This is a genomic window from Streptomyces sp. S063 (genome assembly GCF_002832675.1).
Taxonomy (GTDB): domain Bacteria; phylum Actinomycetota; class Actinomycetes; order Streptomycetales; family Streptomycetaceae; genus Streptomyces; species Streptomyces sindenensis.
The window spans coordinates 2,516,947-2,532,286 of sequence record NZ_CP021707.1; the positions used below are offsets into that span (position 1 = coordinate 2,516,947).

Annotated in this window: 14 protein-coding genes; 6 read left to right on the forward strand and 8 right to left on the reverse strand. The window is 71.8% G+C overall.

Features of this window, described 5'->3' with window-relative positions:
* From CCZ36_RS11340 to CCZ36_RS11355, 3 genes are all read left to right on the forward strand, one after another.
* A complete protein-coding gene (locus CCZ36_RS11340) occupies nucleotides 1-981 on the forward strand; it encodes an endonuclease/exonuclease/phosphatase family protein (protein ID WP_128817584.1) in 981 nt (326 codons plus the stop codon).
* Nucleotides 982-2,312: 1,331 nt separating this feature from the next.
* Nucleotides 2,313-2,867, forward strand: a complete 555-nt coding sequence (locus tag CCZ36_RS11350; RefSeq protein WP_128817585.1) for a hypothetical protein — start codon at nucleotides 2,313-2,315, stop codon at nucleotides 2,865-2,867.
* Between the two features lie 193 nt (nucleotides 2,868-3,060).
* Entirely contained in the window at nucleotides 3,061-3,465 is a 405-nt protein-coding gene (locus tag CCZ36_RS11355) for an Ig-like domain-containing protein (protein ID WP_237302635.1), read from the forward strand.
* A 174-nt stretch (nucleotides 3,466-3,639) separates the two neighbouring features.
* On the opposite strand, the gene CCZ36_RS11365 is transcribed toward CCZ36_RS11355, so the two are convergent.
* On the reverse strand, nucleotides 3,640-4,200 hold the full coding sequence (locus tag CCZ36_RS11365) for a hypothetical protein (protein ID WP_069742673.1): 561 nt from the start codon (nucleotides 4,198-4,200) through the stop codon (nucleotides 3,640-3,642).
* A gap of 30 nt (nucleotides 4,201-4,230) precedes the next feature.
* The gene (locus tag CCZ36_RS11370) at nucleotides 4,231-5,073 is read right to left on the reverse strand and encodes an alpha/beta fold hydrolase (protein ID WP_128817586.1); all 843 of its coding nucleotides are present in this window, start codon (nucleotides 5,071-5,073) and stop codon (nucleotides 4,231-4,233) included.
* 154 nt (nucleotides 5,074-5,227) lie between these two features.
* On the opposite strand from CCZ36_RS11370, the gene CCZ36_RS11375 reads away from it, so the two are divergent.
* A complete protein-coding gene (locus CCZ36_RS11375) occupies nucleotides 5,228-5,548 on the forward strand; it encodes a hypothetical protein (RefSeq protein ID WP_237302636.1) in 321 nt (106 codons plus the stop codon).
* Nucleotides 5,549-5,787: 239 nt separating this feature from the next.
* Here the strand turns inward: CCZ36_RS11375 and CCZ36_RS11380 are convergent, their stop codons facing one another.
* A complete protein-coding gene (locus CCZ36_RS11380; RefSeq protein WP_176734600.1) occupies nucleotides 5,788-7,308 on the reverse strand; it encodes a DUF445 domain-containing protein in 1,521 nt (506 codons plus the stop codon).
* Between the two features lie 97 nt (nucleotides 7,309-7,405).
* Between CCZ36_RS11380 and CCZ36_RS11385 the strand changes: the two genes are divergently transcribed.
* Complete coding sequence (locus tag CCZ36_RS11385; protein WP_069738442.1) at nucleotides 7,406-8,653, forward strand: SGNH/GDSL hydrolase family protein; 1,248 nt, start codon at nucleotides 7,406-7,408, stop codon at nucleotides 8,651-8,653.
* 146 nt (nucleotides 8,654-8,799) lie between these two features.
* Here the strand turns inward: CCZ36_RS11385 and CCZ36_RS11390 are convergent, their stop codons facing one another.
* From CCZ36_RS11390 to CCZ36_RS11405, 4 genes are all read right to left on the reverse strand, one after another.
* On the reverse strand, nucleotides 8,800-9,513 hold the full coding sequence (locus CCZ36_RS11390; RefSeq protein ID WP_128819445.1) for a DUF1707 SHOCT-like domain-containing protein: 714 nt from the start codon (nucleotides 9,511-9,513) through the stop codon (nucleotides 8,800-8,802).
* A gap of 114 nt (nucleotides 9,514-9,627) precedes the next feature.
* Complete coding sequence (locus CCZ36_RS11395; protein WP_069738440.1) at nucleotides 9,628-10,614, reverse strand: ABC transporter ATP-binding protein; 987 nt, start codon at nucleotides 10,612-10,614, stop codon at nucleotides 9,628-9,630.
* Nucleotides 10,615-10,754: 140 nt separating this feature from the next.
* Complete coding sequence (locus CCZ36_RS11400; RefSeq protein WP_107403694.1) at nucleotides 10,755-11,639, reverse strand: ABC transporter permease; 885 nt, start codon at nucleotides 11,637-11,639, stop codon at nucleotides 10,755-10,757.
* 4 nt (nucleotides 11,640-11,643) lie between these two features.
* Nucleotides 11,644-12,444, reverse strand: coding sequence for an ABC transporter permease (locus CCZ36_RS11405; protein WP_069738438.1), 801 nt, complete (start codon nucleotides 12,442-12,444; stop codon nucleotides 11,644-11,646).
* Nucleotides 12,445-12,654: 210 nt separating this feature from the next.
* On the opposite strand from CCZ36_RS11405, the gene CCZ36_RS11410 reads away from it, so the two are divergent.
* Entirely contained in the window at nucleotides 12,655-14,964 is a 2,310-nt protein-coding gene (locus CCZ36_RS11410; RefSeq protein ID WP_128817587.1) for a transglycosylase domain-containing protein, read from the forward strand.
* Nucleotides 14,965-14,998: 34 nt separating this feature from the next.
* On the opposite strand, the gene CCZ36_RS11415 is transcribed toward CCZ36_RS11410, so the two are convergent.
* A complete protein-coding gene (locus CCZ36_RS11415) occupies nucleotides 14,999-15,319 on the reverse strand; it encodes a DMT family transporter (protein ID WP_006124859.1) in 321 nt (106 codons plus the stop codon).
* Nucleotides 15,320-15,340: the final 21 nt, after the last annotated feature.

Below are 15,340 nucleotides of genomic sequence, written 5' to 3' on the forward strand. Positions count from 1 at the left end.
ATGGTGGAGCGGGCGGACAGCGGTGCGGTGGCGTCAAAGACGGCGGTGCCTGGGGTGGGGAAGCGACGGGGGTGGGTGGTCGCCGGGAGTGCCGTCGTCGTGGGGGTCGTCCTGGGGTTTCACCGGCATGTTCCCAACTGGCCCGGGCGGGTGGGGAGTCTGCTGGAGTCCTTTCTGCCCTGGGCCGGGCTCCTCATCGTCGTTCTGCTGGTCGTCGCCCTCGTTCGGCGGTCCGCCGTCGCCCTCGTCGCCCTGCTGCTGCCGGTGGGCGCCTGGGTGCATGCCTTCGGCGGGTTGCTTCTGCCCGGTGAGGAGCGCGGCGGGCGGGAGCTTGTCGTCGTGCAGCACAACGTCAGCGACGAGAACCGGGACCCCGCCGGGACAGCCCGCGCACTGATCGACTCCCGGGCCGATCTCGTTGCGTTGGAGGAGCTGGTGGATCCGCAGTTGGCGGTGTACGAGAAGAGCCTCGCCGCCGACTATCCGCATCACGTCGTCCGGGGCACCGTCGGGCTCTGGTCCAAGCATCCGCTCAGCGGTGAGCAGGTCGTGGACATCAAGCCCCCGGGCATCGAGGAGGGGTGGAGTCGGGGAGTGCGGGCCGTGGTCCACTCTCCGTACGGGGACGTCGCCGCGTACGTCGCCCATCTGCCCTCCGTCCGGGTGGGGATGGGCGGGCTGGCCTCCCAACGGCGGGATGAGAGCGCCGCGTTGCTGGGGCGCGCCGTCGCTGCCGAGAGCGTCGAGGCGGTCGTCCTGCTCGGAGATCTCAACGGCGTTGCGGAGGACCGGGGTCTGAGGCCTCTCACCTCACAGTTGGGCGTCGCCGAGCGCGGCTTCGCCTTCAGTTTCCCCGCCGCCTTCCCGGTGACCCGGATCGACCAGGTCATGGCCCGTTCCGCCACCGTCGGCCACATCCGGACCCTTCCCGCCACCGGCAGCGACCATCTGCCCGTCGTCGCCCGCGTCGTCCTGGGGTGAGCCCCCGGCAGCCCGTAGCGCGTCCGCCTTCCGCACGGCCGCCACGCGTTGCCGCCAGGTCATGTCCTCGGGGAACTCGTACGCGTCCGTGTCGACCATCCAGCTCGCGTACGCCGTCGCCCTGCGGCAGTCTGCGCACTCCGCCTCGTCGGCCAGCGGGCGGAAGACATGCTCCTCCCCCGGGCCCGCGCACGCCATCAGCTCCCTGACCGGCGGCGGGGGCGGGGACGGCAGCTGAATCACCGGGCCCACCGGGCATTTCTGGATCAGCCGATGGCGCAGGAAGCCGACCGCCGAGCGCACCCCGCCCTCCGGTGGGTCCGCCAGGAGCGCCTGGCGCAGGTCCCCTTCCGGCAGGCCTCCCTCCAGCCACTTCACGGCCTCCACCGCCAGCGCCCGGGCCTCCTTGACGCCCAGCAGCAGATCGCGGCGCGTGTGGCGCAGGGACAGCAGCAGGCGCTCGGCCTTGGCCAGTTGACCCGGAGACGCCTTGGCCGGGGCCCCTGCCACCGGGGCGCCCGCCGGTTCGATGTCCGAGGCCCGTTCGGTCGAAGCCTCCGCCGGTTCCGAGGCCGGCGCCGGTTCCGGCGTCCGCTCCGGGGCCGCCACCGGTCCCAGGGCCGGCGTCGACTCCACCCGGTCCCGATTCCGGTCCGGGTTCGCTACCCGCTCCGCTTCGGAGGGTGGGTGGGGAGTGTTCTCATCACTGTGGTCTTCCTCGGGTTGATAGCCACCGACCGACCGGGGAGTCGGTGCACCGACCGTCGGATACCGCACACCCGGAGAGCGCCCCGCCTCCTGCTCCAGCCTCGCCCAGACCGCCCTCGCCTCCGCGCTCGTCAGCGGTGTGTTCGTGAACAGCTGGTCCGTCGCCCACAGCCCGTCCTCGCGCTGGCCCCGCCACTCATGGACGTAACCGTGCTCCACCAACTGCTTCTTGGCCTGCTGGTACGGGCGGCCCTTCATGTCCAGTTTCTGTGCCAGTTCGCCCAGCGGGCGGTTCGTGGCGGAGTCGGGGAGGCCCTGGACGTACAGGATGAGGATCTTCGCGTTGCTGTTCATCCGTCGGTCGCGCACGATCGTGTGCGAGGCCTTCGTCCAGCCCGAAGAGGGCGCGATAACATGGCGCAGCATTTCTGGTGGCTCCTGACCACTGGAGGTGTAGGCCCTCGGGTGGGTGTTAGCGCACCTCCGGGGGCCGCCCTTTGCGCGCGAGCGCGCACTGAGCGTGATGACCTCGTCACCGTATCCCACGCTTCTGACGCATCACCAGATCGAAGATTCGTTCGCCGAGCCACTCCCACGTCGGTCGGTGTCCGTAGCATTCCCCCATGATTGCTCTGGCCGTCACCATCGCCCTCGCCTTCGCCGGGTACGTCGCGGCCTACCTCAACGGGCTGCGGCTCGCCCAGCGCAGTGAGCGGCTCGCACGGGTCAACCGGCAACTGAGTGACTTCTACGGGCCGTTGTTCGCCATCACCGAGGCCAACAGCCGCGCCTTCGACGCCTTCGCCCAGCGCAACGCCCGCCCCGACGGGCGCTCCCCCTTCGACCACGAGGATCCGCCCACCCAGGAGGAACTCGCCGAGTGGCGGCTGTGGGTCACCACCGTCTTCCTGCCGAACATCCGGACCATGCGCGACCTCGTCGTCACCCACGCCGATCTGCTGCGCGAATCCGAGATGCCGCCGATCCTGCTCACGTTGTGCGCCCACGTGTCCGGTTACGAGATCACGGCCGCCCGCTGGGCGCAGGGGCAGTTCGACCAGCACCAGTCCGTCGTGTCGTTCCCGAGCCAGGAACTCGCCGACTACGCGCGGGAGGGGTTCACCTCCTTGAAGGCGGCGCAGGGTCGGCTGTTGGGGCGGTCGCGGTCCGCAGGCTGAGGCCCGCCCTCCACGTTCTGTACACGCTCTCATCACAATTCCGCTTCGCTTCCCGTATGCCTCTGATGTGCGCCCGTACGCCCTGCGAGCATCGGCTGCTCCACCGCACCTAGTTCGGCCTTGGGGGCAACACATGCAGACGAGGAAGCAGGCACGGCAGCCCTTGCGCGGAGCCCTCCGGATACGCACAGCGGTGGGAGCAGGCGCGCTTGTCCTGGTCCTGGCGGGATGCGGTGGGAGCGACGAGGGCGCGAAGGGATCCTCCGTCGAGCGGACGCTGGCGCTCATGGACGACCAGCACACCGTGGACGCGGGCGACAGCCTGGACGTGGACGTCCTCGACAACGACTCCATCACCCTGGAGAGCGGCGTGCGGGCGGGCCTGCTCGACGCCTACGACCCCGCCGAACTGACCCTGACCATCGACACCGAGCCCAACCACGGGTCCGCGTCGGTGTCCTCGGCCACGATGACGTACACCGCCAGGGAGGGGTACACCGGCGAGGACGAGCTGACGTACGAGGTCCGCGTGAAGGGCACCGACGTTCCCGCGGCCACCGCCGTCCTCCGCATCACCGTCACCGCGCCCGCCCCCTGACCTGGCCCCACGCCGGACGCGCTGCCGTCACGCGAACTGGTCGAAGGCCATCGTGGCCACCATTGCGGTGACCACGAGGACCAGCACGATCCTGACGAATCCGGATCCCCTCTTCATCGCCGTACGCGAGCCGATCGTCGCTCCCGCGATGCACCCGATGCTTCCGGCGGAGGGTCAGCGGTAGTCGTCGGGGTGGTCCTGCATCCAGGTGTTGATGGCGTCACGGGTGCCGACGATCTTGGAGAAGTGCTTTTCCAGGTGCGCCTCGGACCGGTCGTCGCCCAACTCGTCGAACAGGGTCTTCATGTCGGCGAGCGGCTTCTTGAAGTGGCCGGGGCCCTTGGTGTCCGCCCGCATCGACTCGTCCAGCTCGGTGAGTTCCCGGGTCACGCGACCCAGGAAGTAGGCGCAGTCGCCCGCGCCGGGTGTGCAGGTCTCGTTCAGCGTCGCCTGGAGCGTTGCGAAGGCGTCGCGGACCAGGGCCGGGCCCGGTGAGGGGGCAGCGGTGGGGTCAGCCTCACCCGCCTCGGCCGCCTGGCCCGCCTCTCGCTCGGCCCGGTCCGCGTCCTCCACGGAGTCGACGGTCCGGGCGACGTCCGCGTCGTGGCCGCCGCCGCTCGACGCCTGTGTGCAGGACACCAGCGCGGCGGCCACGACCACGGCAAGTGCGCCCGCGCGCAACCCCGTTCGCGCCGGATGGTGACCAGCGGTGCGGGCAGTGTGACGGAACAGCATGAGGCCCCCCTCGTACGAAGGGTCCAGACCTTACCCGGCCCCGGGGCACTCGCGGAGATCGCGCAGGTATCGCGCCATCTCCCCGTACACCGCCGCCGAGTTGTCCAGATGGGCGTCGTGGCCCGCCTCCGGGATCACGGCGATCCGCGTCGCGGGATGCCGGTCCCGCATCCGGTCCGCCTCGTCCGGCTTCATCGCCCCGTTCTCGCCCCGCAGCACCAGCACCGGGCAGCAGACCCGGTCCCAGGCGTCCCAGTAGTCGCGGTGCGCGTTCTCCTGGACCGTGGCCACCATCACGTCCCGGTCGACGCGGGGGCGCAGTCCGCCGGGGCCCGGTGCGAGGCCCGCCGCCCAGGCCCGGCCCGCCGGGCCGCCGCCGAAGAACGCCTCGGCCGCCTCCCTGTCCGGGAACGGCACCGGCCAGGAGTCCAGCCAGCCCCCGATCTGCTCCGGCAGCCCCGGGCTCGGGCCCCCCGGACCCGCCTCGATCAGGACCAGCGCACGGCACACCTCCGGGTGGGCCGCCGCCGTCAGCAGCGCGGTGAGGCCGCCCATCGACTGGCCGACCAGCACCGTGTCCTCTCCGGCCAGACCGAACCGGCGCACCACCGCCCGTACGTCGCGCACGTGCGCCGCCCGCGTCACGTCCCCGGGGCGGCGCGTGCTCTGCCCGCTGCCGCGCGCGTCGAAGGCGATCACCCGGTGCGTGGCCGCGAACCGGGCCGCCAGCGCCTCCCACTCACCGCGGTGCCCGGCCAGCCCGTGCAGCAGGAGCAGGGGCGGGCCGTCTCCGCCGTGGTCGGTGCAGAAGAGGTGTACGGGGCCGGAGTCAGGTTCGTGCGCCCCTTCCGCGCCCGTGACCGTCACCACCACCGTGGTCGCCCTCGTGCTCGCCGCCCCCACTCGGACCCCCGTCTCTCCGTCTCTCCGTCCCGCCCGCCGGGCGCGCCGCCCCGAACGCTAGCCTCGGGCGGAGCAGCGAACCACAGAGATGTCCACGGCTCACAGGAAAGCGATGGTGGCGGCGATGGCCAAGGTTATGGCCAAGGTTCCGGCAGCGGCGGTGGCGGCGAGCGGGCTCGTCGGGGGTTACGGCGTCGCCCGGTGGACCAAGAAGCGGCCGCTCGGCGGGGTCGCGCTCGCCGCCGCCGGGTCGCTGGCCGCGTACGCGTGGAACCGGCAGGCCGGGCCGCGTGCCGCCGCCGGGCTGAGCGTCGCCTACGTCGCCGCCTTCGCCGGGTCCCACCCGCTCGCCAAGAAGGTCGGCGCGTGGCCCGCCGTGTTCGCCGTCGCGGGTGGCATGGCCGGCGCCTCCTGGGCCGTCACCCGGCGGGCCGCCCACCACTGAGCCCGCCCACCACATAGCCCTCCCGGCGCCGAGGCCGCCCGGGGCCGAAAGAAACCCGCGTCCGGCTGAACGCCCACCGCCCCGCGCCCGTACTCCCCCACAACTCCCCCGCGTAGGCCGGGTGCGTACCCGTACCGGACTCGACAGGACCGTACGGGTACGCATCCGGAGCGGCGCCCGAGCAGCCGGCCAGGGACCCGGTGAGGAGCCCCTCGGCCCTCTCAGTCCCCTCAGCCCTCTCAGCCCCCCAGCGCGTGCGACACCGTGTAGATCGCCAGGCCCGCCAGCGCGCCCACCACCGTGCCGTTGATCCGGATGAACTGGAGGTCGCGGCCGATGTGCGCCTCGATCTTCTTCGAGGTCTGGTCCGCGTCCCAGCCGGCGACCGTCTCGCTGATCAGCGAGGTGATCTCCGCGCGGTACGTCGTCACCACATACACCGCGGCGTCCTCCAGCCAGCCGTCCAGCTTGCTCTGGAGCCGTTCGTCGCTCGCCAGCCTCGCACCCAGCGACATCAGCGAGGCGCGCGCCCGCAGCCGCAGTTCGCTGCGCTCGTCCTCCGCCGCCGAGATGATCATCGTACGGACGGAGGACCAGGCCGAGGCGATGACGTCCTGGACCTCGCTCCGGCCCAGGATCTCCGACTTCAGCCGCTCCACCCGGGCCCGGGTGTCGGCGTCGGTCTGGAGGTCGGCCGCGAAGTCGGTGAGGAACGTGTCGATCGAGCCGCGCGCCGGGTGCTCCGGCATGTCCCGCATCTCCGTGACGAACCGCAGCAGTTCCTTGTAGACCCGCTCCCCCACCCGCTTGTCCACGAACCTGGGCGTCCAGCCGGGGGCGCCGCCCTGCACCGCGTTCATCACCGAGTCGCCGTGCTCCACCAGCCAGTCGTGCGCCCGTACGCAGATGAGGTCGACGACCTTGCGGTGGCCGCCGTCCGTGACGACCTTCTCCAGCATCTTGCCGAGGCCCGGGCCGACCTCCACCGCGTCCGCCCGCCGGGTGATCGCCTCGCCGACCACCGCCTGGACGTCGGAATCCCGAAGGACCGTCAGCGCACCGCGCAGCGCCGTCGCCAACTCGGCGGTGACCCGGTCGGCGTGGGCCGGCTCCGCGAGCCACACACCGAGACGCCGGCCGACCCCCAGAGCGTGAATTCGGTCACGAATGACGTCTCCGGAGAGAAAGTTCTCGCCAACGAAGGAACCGAGGGACTGTCCTAGCTGATCCTTCTTGGTGGGGATGATCGCCGTGTGCGGAATGGGCAGACCCAGCGGGCGGCGGAAGAGCGCCGTCACCGCGAACCAGTCCGCCAGCGCGCCGACCATCCCCGCCTCGGCAGCCGCTGCGACGTAGCCCGGCCAGCCCCCCACGCCTGAGTTCTTCGCCCAGGTGGCCAGGACGTAGACGATCGCGACGAGCAGAAGGAGGCCGGTCGCCGTGAGTTTCATGCGCCGTACGCCGCGCTGTTTCTCCTCGTCGGCGGCGGTGTACGCGAACGAGGCCAGCGGGCCCGCGCCCGCCCCCGCCTCCCCCGCCCGCCCCGGCGGCAGCGCCGCCCGCACCGACGCCGGGGCCTCCGGCACCGGAGCCTTCGACGCCTCGGCCCCCGACGGCTCCGGCCGCCCCGGGTCCGGTCCCGCCGACCCCTGCGCCGCGTCCTTCCGCACCGCGTCCCCGTCCTGCCCGTGCTCGCCGGATCCGGTCCGTTCCATCCGCTCCACCCGTCCGCGTACGCCTCGCCCCCGTGACGTACGCATTGTCCCTACCTCCCCTACTCCTGGGCCGCATGTGGAGTTCCCGACGGCCTGTCGCATCATGGGACCAGCACGATCATCACAAGGAGAACCACCGCACATGCCAAGGCGCCAGGGGTATGCCCTGCTCATCGCCCTAGTGGCGGGCACCGCCGCGCTCGCCGCCGCCGTCGCCTTCGCAACGACGCTGTTCTCGGGGCCCCGGTCGGCGCCGCTCCCGCCGGCCGAGACCCAGGCGGCGGCCCGTAATCCGGTCGACCCCGCCGCCTCGGGTCCCTCGTGGGTCGCCACCTGGACCGCCGCGCCGGTCGGCGCCGAAGCGGGCACCGAGGGCGGGCTCCCCGGGCGCACCGTCCGTAACGTCGTGCACACCAGCATCGGCGGGGACGCCGCCCGCATCACGCTGTCCAACCTCTTCGGCACAACGCCCCTGGTCGTCGACCAGGCCACCGTCAACACCCGGCCGGTGACGTTCAAGGGCGCGGCGACCGTCACCGTCGCCGCGGGCGGACGGGTCGTCAGCGACCCGGTCGTCGTACCCGTGGCCCCCGACTCCGACCTCCAGGTCAGCTTCCGCACCCCGCGCGGCGGCGGGCCGGTCACCTACCACGGCTACACCCACCAGACCTCGTTCCTGATCGACGACCGGGGCACCTTCACCACCAGCAACTGGCGCTATCTGACCGCCGTGGACGTCCGCACCGAGCAGGCACTCGGCGCGGTCGTCACCCTCGGGGACTCACTGACCGCGGGCAGCGGCTCCACCACCGACGCAAACGCCCGCTGGCCCGACGTCCTCGCCGACCGGCTGGGCGGCCGGTACGGGGTCGCCAACGCGGGCATCGCGGGCAACCGGATCGCCGGCATCGGCCGCGGCACCGGGGGACAGTCGGGCACCGACCGGCTCGACCGGGACGTCCTGGGAGTCGCCGGGGCCCGGACCGTCGTCATCGCGCTCGGCATCAACGACGTACAGCAACACCCGCAGGAGGCCGACCCCCAGCGCATCGTGGACGGCCTGCGCGCCCTCACCGACCGGGCGCACGCCCGCGGGCTCCGGGTCGTCGGCGCGACGCTGACCCCGTTCGAGGGCTTCGCCACCTGGACGCCCCAGCGCGACGCCGTCCGCCACGCGGTCAACGAGCAGATCAGGTCGGGCGCGGTCTTCGACGCGTACGTCGACTTCGACGCGGCGGTACGCGACCCCGCCGCGCCGAACCGGCTCCTCGCCTCGTACGACTCCGGCGACCACCTGCACCTCAACGACGACGGGTACCGCGCGCTCGGCGACCACGTGGACCTGAAGTCCCTGGACCGGGCCCGCGCGCCCCGGTCCGACTCGCTGTGACGTACCGACTGGCTGGACGTCCTGACCGGCTGGACGTCCTGACCGGCTGGACGTCCTGACCGGCTGGGACGCCCTGCCGCGCTGGGACGCCCTGACCGGCTGAGACGCCCTGCCGCGCTGTGCCCCCGAGGAGAGCCGAAGAACGCTCAGAGCTTCTTGCGTCCGCCGCCGGAGCCGCCGTCGTCCGGGCCCTCCAGCCCGCGTCGGCGGCGTGCCTCCAGCTCGGCCTCCTTCGCCTCCTTCAGCCGGCGGCGCTCCGCCTTCGTCCGCTTGCGGTCCACCCCGACGCCGCCCATCAGGGCGAAGCCGGTGATCTGCACACGCGGGGAGTCGGGCGAGATCTCACCCTCCTCGCTGGAACCCTCGCCGAAGCCGCCCATGATGCCGATGCCCTTGACCTCGACGTTCAGCTCCGGCGGCGCGACCACCCGGATGCCGCCCATGATCGCGAAGCAGCGGATCACGATCTCGCGGTCCTCGAAGTTCGCCTCGCGCAGATCGATGTCACCGCCGCCCCACATCGCGAAGGCGGTGAACAGCCGGCCCACCGTCCAGCGGCCCTTGCGCTCGAACCCGCCCCAGAGGGCGAACGCCCCCGTCGAGGTGGCGGTGCCGCCGATCCGCGCGGGCCAGTTCGCGGCGGAGCCCCGCAGCGGGGCGGGCGCGGACGCGCCGACCGGAGCGACCGTCGAGCCGGGTGCCGGCAGGTCCTGGACCAGCGGCTCCAACTCTCCGTGCGTGCGGGCCTTGTAGGCCCTTTCCAGGCGCTGGTCGAACTCGTCCATATCCAGGCGGCCCTCGGCCACGGCCTCGCGCAACAGCTCCGCGATCCGCTCACGCTCGGCATCGGAGGCACGCATTTCCGGACGTTCACTTGTCATACCGCGCAGCCTATTGAACGCACCCGTTCCCGGCACAGACCCGCAGGCCCACGACCTGCGCGCGCCGCCCCGGCAGGCCCCCCGAGGGGCCCGTCACGGCGTCGACTCGTACATCCTCGCGATCACGGCCTCGATGTCCGGCTCCCGTACCGACAGATCGACCAGCGGGTAGTCCGCGGCGATCCGCGCCACCAGCGGAGCCGCCGACGCGGCGGCGGGGAACGCCAGCCACTGGCGCGGGCCCTCCACCTTGACGGCGCGCAGGGCGGGTTGGTCTCCGCCGTCCGCCGACTCCAGCCGGATCGGTGGGAATTCGCTCTCCAGGTCCACCACGAGCATGCGCTCGCTCTCCCCCACCTCGTGGAGACCCGTCAGCGAACCGTCGTACATCAGACGGCCGTGGTCGATCACCATCACCCGGCCGCACAGCTGCTCGATGTCGGTGAGGTCGTGCGTCGTCAGCAGGACCGTCGTCCCGCGCTCGGCGTTCAACTCCTGCAGGAACTGGCGCACCTTGGCCTTGGAGACGACGTCGAGGCCGATCGTCGGCTCGTCCAGGTACAGCACCTCCGGATCGTGCAGCAGCGCCGCCGCGATGTCGCCGCGCATCCGCTGGCCGAGCGAGAGCTGCCGTACGGGGACCTCCAACAGCTTCGCCAGGTCGAGGAGTTCGACGCAGCGGTCCAGGTTCTCCCGGTAACGCCGGTCGGGGATGCGGTACATGCGATGCATCAGCCGGTACGAGTCGCGCAGCGGCAGGTCCCACCACAGGGTCGTCCGCTGGCCGAAGACGACACCGATGCGGTGCGCCAGGCGCGTACGTTCGCGGGAGGGATCGATGCCCGCGACGCGCAGCCGACCGCCGCTCGGGGTGAGGATGCCCGTCAGCATCTTGATCGTGGTCGACTTCCCGGCGCCGTTCGGGCCGATGTAGCCGACCATCTCGCCGCGCGCGACCCGGAAGCTGATCCCGTCCACGGCCCGCACCTCGTGGCGCTCCCGGCGCAGCAGGCCCGCCCGGCGGCGGACCTCGAAAACCTTCTCGACGCCGTCGAGGCTGATGAACCCGTCGTCCGCCATGTGCGTGCTCTCCCGCGTAGTCCCGTCCGACCTGGTCGGCCCTCTGGTGCCTCTGGTGCCGGTGATGCCTCTGGTTCTCCGGGCCCCTCCGGTGCTCCTGGCTCCCCGGTTCTCCTGGTGCTCCTGGTTCTCCTGGTCCATCAACTGCCCGTGCTCCGGTAGGACCGCAGCCCCGCCCGCCAGGCCAGGCCCGCCAGGCCACAGGCGCCCGCCGCGACCAGCGGTGACAGGAAGGCCACCCACCTCGGCAGATCCACCGGGTACTCCCGCCCCAGTACGTACAGCGCGGGCAGCCAGCTCGCGAAGGCCAGCGGCACCACGAACGTCACGCCGCGCACCAGGTCCTTGGCGAAGACCGTGGGCGGGTACTGGAGCAGCGTCGTCCCGCCGTACGTGAAGGAGTTCTGCACCTCCGAGGCGTCCTGCGCGACGAACTGGAACGCCGCCCCCGCGATGAAGATCGCCCCGAAGATCGCCGCCCCGCCGATCACCGTCATCGGCAGCATCAGCGTCTTCAGCGGCGTCCACGCGATGTCGAGCGTGACGAGCGCGTAGCCGAGCACCAGCAGGCCCTGGGTGATCCGGCCCAGCCGGCGCAGTGCGAACCGGTCCGCCGCCACCTGCGCCAGGACCGGCACCGGGCGTACCAGCAGGGTGTCGAGCGTTCCGTCCCGCACGCGTGCGCCGACCCGGTCCATCGATCCCAGCAGCAGGTCGCACACCCCGAACGCCGTCGCCGACAGGCCGTACAGCAGCGCGATCTCCGGCAGGGAGTAGCCGCCGAGCGCGTCGACGTGCGTGAACATCAGCAGGACCGTCACGAAGTCGAAGGCCGTCACCGCGAGGTTCCCGAACAGGGTCATGGCGAACGAAGCCCGGTACGCCATCGTCGAGCGCACCCACATCGCCATGATCAGCCCGTACGCCCGGACGCCTTCCAGCAGCCGGGGCCGGTCCTCGAAGGCGAAGCCGACCGCCCCCCGCTCCGCGCTCCGCGGGTTCTCCTCGCCGGCCGGCGCCGTCACCGGTTCAGCCACCCTGCACCACCACTCTCCTGGTCGCCGCGGTCTGGAGCAGACGACCCGCCCCGAGCAGCACGAGGGCCCACCCGGCCTGGAACACGTACGCCCCCACCAGCCCCCACCCGGTGTGCTTGCCGAGGAACACATCGGCGGGCACCTGGAGGAGCGAGGACCACGGCAGGGCCCTCGCCACGTCGCCCAGCAGCCCGGGGAACAGGTTCAGCGGCAGCAGCATCCCGGAGAAGAACAACCCCGCCAGCATCGCCATCTGCATCGCTCCGGCGCCGTCGAGCAGCCAGAACGCCGACATCGCGACCAGATAGCGGATGGCGAAGCTGACCACGACGCCCAGGAACACCGACAGCAGGAACGCCGGCCAGGTCCAGAGCGACCCGGGGAACGCCAGGTCGAAGGCGAGCGCCCCCAGGAGCATCGGCGCCACCCCACGCCCCAGCAGGTGGAACGCCGCCCGGCCCAGGTCCGCCGCCAGCCACCACAGCTGGAGGTCGGCGGGCCGGTACAGATCGACGGCGACATCCCCCGTACGGATCCGCTCGACCAGCTCGCTCTCGAACCCGCCGCCCATCAGGGCGCTGCCCATCAACAGGGCCTGGCCGAGCCAGACGTACGTCAGCGCCTGGGAGGTGTCGTAGCCGCCGAGCTGCGGACGTTCGTCCCACAGGGCGATGTAGGTGTACGCCATGATGAAGCCGAAGACGGTGTTGGTGAACACCCCCGCCGCCGTCGCCGTCCGGTAGGTGGCGTAGCGCCGGAACCCGCCCGCCGCCACCACTGCGTACAGCCGCACGCCGCCCCCCTCTCCCTCGCCGCCACCGGCCCCTGGCACCAAAGCGCACGACCCTAGTCCACGCGCGCGGGCCGCGGCGACTGCTTTTCGGCCGGGCGGAGAGCGACGGGCCGACGACCGGAGGAGGGAATGAGACGGTAAGAAACGCAGATTTCCTGATGAAACGGGCACTATGGGAGAACTGACTACGTCTCAGGAGCCCCCACCGACATGAGCGACGAGCCACAGAGCTGGGCCCCCCGCGACTCCTCGGGCGCGGGGGCCTCCTCCGGAAACGACCGACCGACGACGTCCGGGGAACAACCCGGAAAGCGGCCCGGGCAGAAGCCCGGAAATCCCGGGAAGCCCGGGAAGCCCGGCAGGAAGGCGCGGCCCCGGCGCACCGGCTGGCGGCGCGCCGTCCCCACCTGGCGGACGACCCTCGGCACCCTCCTCGGCCTCGTCGTCCTCCTCGGCGCCGGCGTCCTCGCCGCCTACCGGCTCGTCGACATCCCGGCCGCCAACGCCTCGGCCACCGCCCAGTCCAACGTCTACCTCTACAGCGACGGCAGCGTCATCGCCCGGGACGGCGACGTGAACCGGGAGAAGGTCAAGCTCTCCCAGGTCCCCCCGACCGTCCAGCACGCGGTGCTCGCCGCCGAGGACCGGGACTTCTACTCCGACGACCGCGCCGTGGACGTGAAGGCGATGCTCCGGGCCGGCTGGAACACCGTCACCGGCAAGGGCAAACAGGGCGGCTCGACGATCACCCAGCAGTACGTGAAGAACTACTACCTCGGCCAGGAACGCACCGTCCTGCGCAAGGCCAAGGAAGCCATCATCGCGGTCAAGCTCAACCGCGAGGAGACCAAGGACCAGATCTTCGAGGGCTACCTCAACACCAGCTACTTCGGGCGCAACGCGTACGGCATCCAGGCCGCCGCCCAGGCGTACTACGGCAAGAACGTCGAGGAACTCACCACCGCCGAAGGCGCGTACCTCGCCTCCCTGCTGAACGCCCCCAGCGCCTACGACGTCGTCGCCCACCCCGACAACAAGCCCGCGGCCCAGCGCCGCTGGGACTACGTCCTGGGCGGCATGGTCAAGGAACGCTGGCTGACCGCCGCCGAACGGGCGACGACGCGATTCCCCACCCCCGGCGAGGCCAAACCGTCCAACGGGCTCTCGGGACAGCGCGGCTACATCGTCCAGGCCGTCGAGGACTACCTCAACCGGCGCGGCATCCTCGACGCGAAGACCCTCGCCGCCGGCGGCTACCGCATCACCACCACCCTCGACAAGGCGAAGCAGGACGCCTTCGTCAAAGCCGTCGCCGACAACGTGACGGCCAAGACCAGCAGCGACCGCGCCGCCGACCGCAACGTCCGCGTCGGCGGCGCCTCGATCGTCCCGGAGACCGGAAAGGTCGTCGCCCTGTACGGCGGCATCGACTACACGCAGCAGTACGTCAGCAACGCGACCCGCCGCGACTACCAGGTCGGCTCCGTCTTCAAGCCGTTCGTCCTCACCTCCGCCGTCGTCAACGACTCCACCACCCAGGACGGCCGGCGCATCACGCCCAACACCGTCTACGACGGCACCAACAAACGCACGGTCGTCGGCGTGCAGGGGTCCACCGACTACGCCCCCGCCAACGAGGACGACGTCGACTACGGCGACATCACCGTACGCATCGCCACCGACAAGTCCGTCAACTCCGTCTACGCCCAGATGGCGCAGGACGTCGGCCCCGCGAAGGTCCGGGAGACCGCGATCGCCCTCGGTATCCCCGCCGACACCCCCGACCTCACCGCCGCTCCCTCCATCGCGCTCGGCACCGCCAACGCCAGCGTCCTGGACATGGCCGAGGCATACGCCACCCTCGCCGACCACGGCCGGCACGGCAGGTACGTCCTCGTCGAGAAGGTCACCAAGGACGGCGCCGAGATCGAACTCCCGGCACGCACCACCGAACAGGCCGTCAGCCGCGAGGCCGCCGACACCACCACCGCCGTCCTGCGCAGCGTCGTGGAGGGCGGCACCGGCACCGCCGCCCGGGCGGTCGGCCGCCCCGCCGTCGGCAAGACCGGCACCGCTGAGGAGGACCGGGCGGCCTGGTTCGCCGGATACACCCCGGACCTCGCGAGCGTCGTCGCCGTGATGGGCCAGAACCCGGACACGGGCGCCCAGACCCCGCTGTACGGAGCCCTCGGCCTGCCCCGCGTCAACGGCGGCGGCGTCCCGGCCGAGACCTGGGCCGCCTATACGGAGGCGGCGCTGCGCTCGTCCCCGGTCCGGGAGTTCGACCTGCAGACGGCCCCGGGATCCGACGAGGGGGACGAGCTCCTGGTCGACGAGAACGCCGACGGCGGCTCGGACCCGTCCTCCCCCTCGGACTCCGGCACCAGCCCCGACGCCACTCCCGGCACGAGCACCGGCGGGAACACGGAAGGTGACACGACGGGCGGGACGACAGGCGGGACGACAGGCGGGACGGACGAGGGGCCGGCGTCCGTCCCGGACGGCAACGGCAACGGCTAGAGCCCCGGCCCCGCCCCCTGCCCCCACCCCTGCCTCAGTGCCCCGAGGTCGCCTTCAGGCCGACCACGGCCACCAGCAGCAGACAGACGAAGAAGATCCGGGCGGCGGTCACGGGCTCGTTCAGCACGACCATGCCCAGGATCGCCGCACCGGCGGCTCCGATACCGACCCACACGCCGTACGCCGTACCGATCGGCAGCGTCTTCGCCGCATGCGACAGCAGCACCATGCTCGCCACGATCCCGAGGCCGGTGAACACGCTCGGCCACAGCCGGGTGAACCCCTCGGTGTACTTCATCCCGATCGACCAGCCCACTTCGAGCAGACCGGCGACGACCAGCAGAACCCACGCCATGACAGAACCTCCGACGACGAA

What these genes read in the sequence shown, in the direction of transcription:
- CCZ36_RS11340 (WP_128817584.1), top strand. Translation starts at nt 1, where the DNA reads ATGGTGGAGCGGGCGGACAGCGGTGCGGTGGCGTCAAAGACGGCGGTG.
- CCZ36_RS11350 (WP_128817585.1), top strand. Translation starts at nt 2,313, where the DNA reads ATGATTGCTCTGGCCGTCACCATCGCCCTCGCCTTCGCCGGGTACGTC.
- CCZ36_RS11365 (WP_069742673.1), bottom strand. Translation starts at nt 4,200, where the DNA reads ATGCTGTTCCGTCACACTGCCCGCACCGCTGGTCACCATCCGGCGCGA.
- CCZ36_RS11375 (WP_237302636.1), top strand. Translation starts at nt 5,228, where the DNA reads ATGGCCAAGGTTATGGCCAAGGTTCCGGCAGCGGCGGTGGCGGCGAGC.
- CCZ36_RS11380 (WP_176734600.1), bottom strand. Translation starts at nt 7,308, where the DNA reads ATGCGTACGTCACGGGGGCGAGGCGTACGCGGACGGGTGGAGCGGATG.
- CCZ36_RS11385 (WP_069738442.1), top strand. Translation starts at nt 7,406, where the DNA reads ATGCCAAGGCGCCAGGGGTATGCCCTGCTCATCGCCCTAGTGGCGGGC.
- CCZ36_RS11390 (WP_128819445.1), bottom strand. Translation starts at nt 9,513, where the DNA reads ATGCGTGCCTCCGATGCCGAGCGTGAGCGGATCGCGGAGCTGTTGCGC.
- CCZ36_RS11395 (WP_069738440.1), bottom strand. Translation starts at nt 10,614, where the DNA reads ATGGCGGACGACGGGTTCATCAGCCTCGACGGCGTCGAGAAGGTTTTC.
- CCZ36_RS11410 (WP_128817587.1), top strand. Translation starts at nt 12,655, where the DNA reads ATGAGCGACGAGCCACAGAGCTGGGCCCCCCGCGACTCCTCGGGCGCG.
- CCZ36_RS11415 (WP_006124859.1), bottom strand. Translation starts at nt 15,319, where the DNA reads ATGGCGTGGGTTCTGCTGGTCGTCGCCGGTCTGCTCGAAGTGGGCTGG.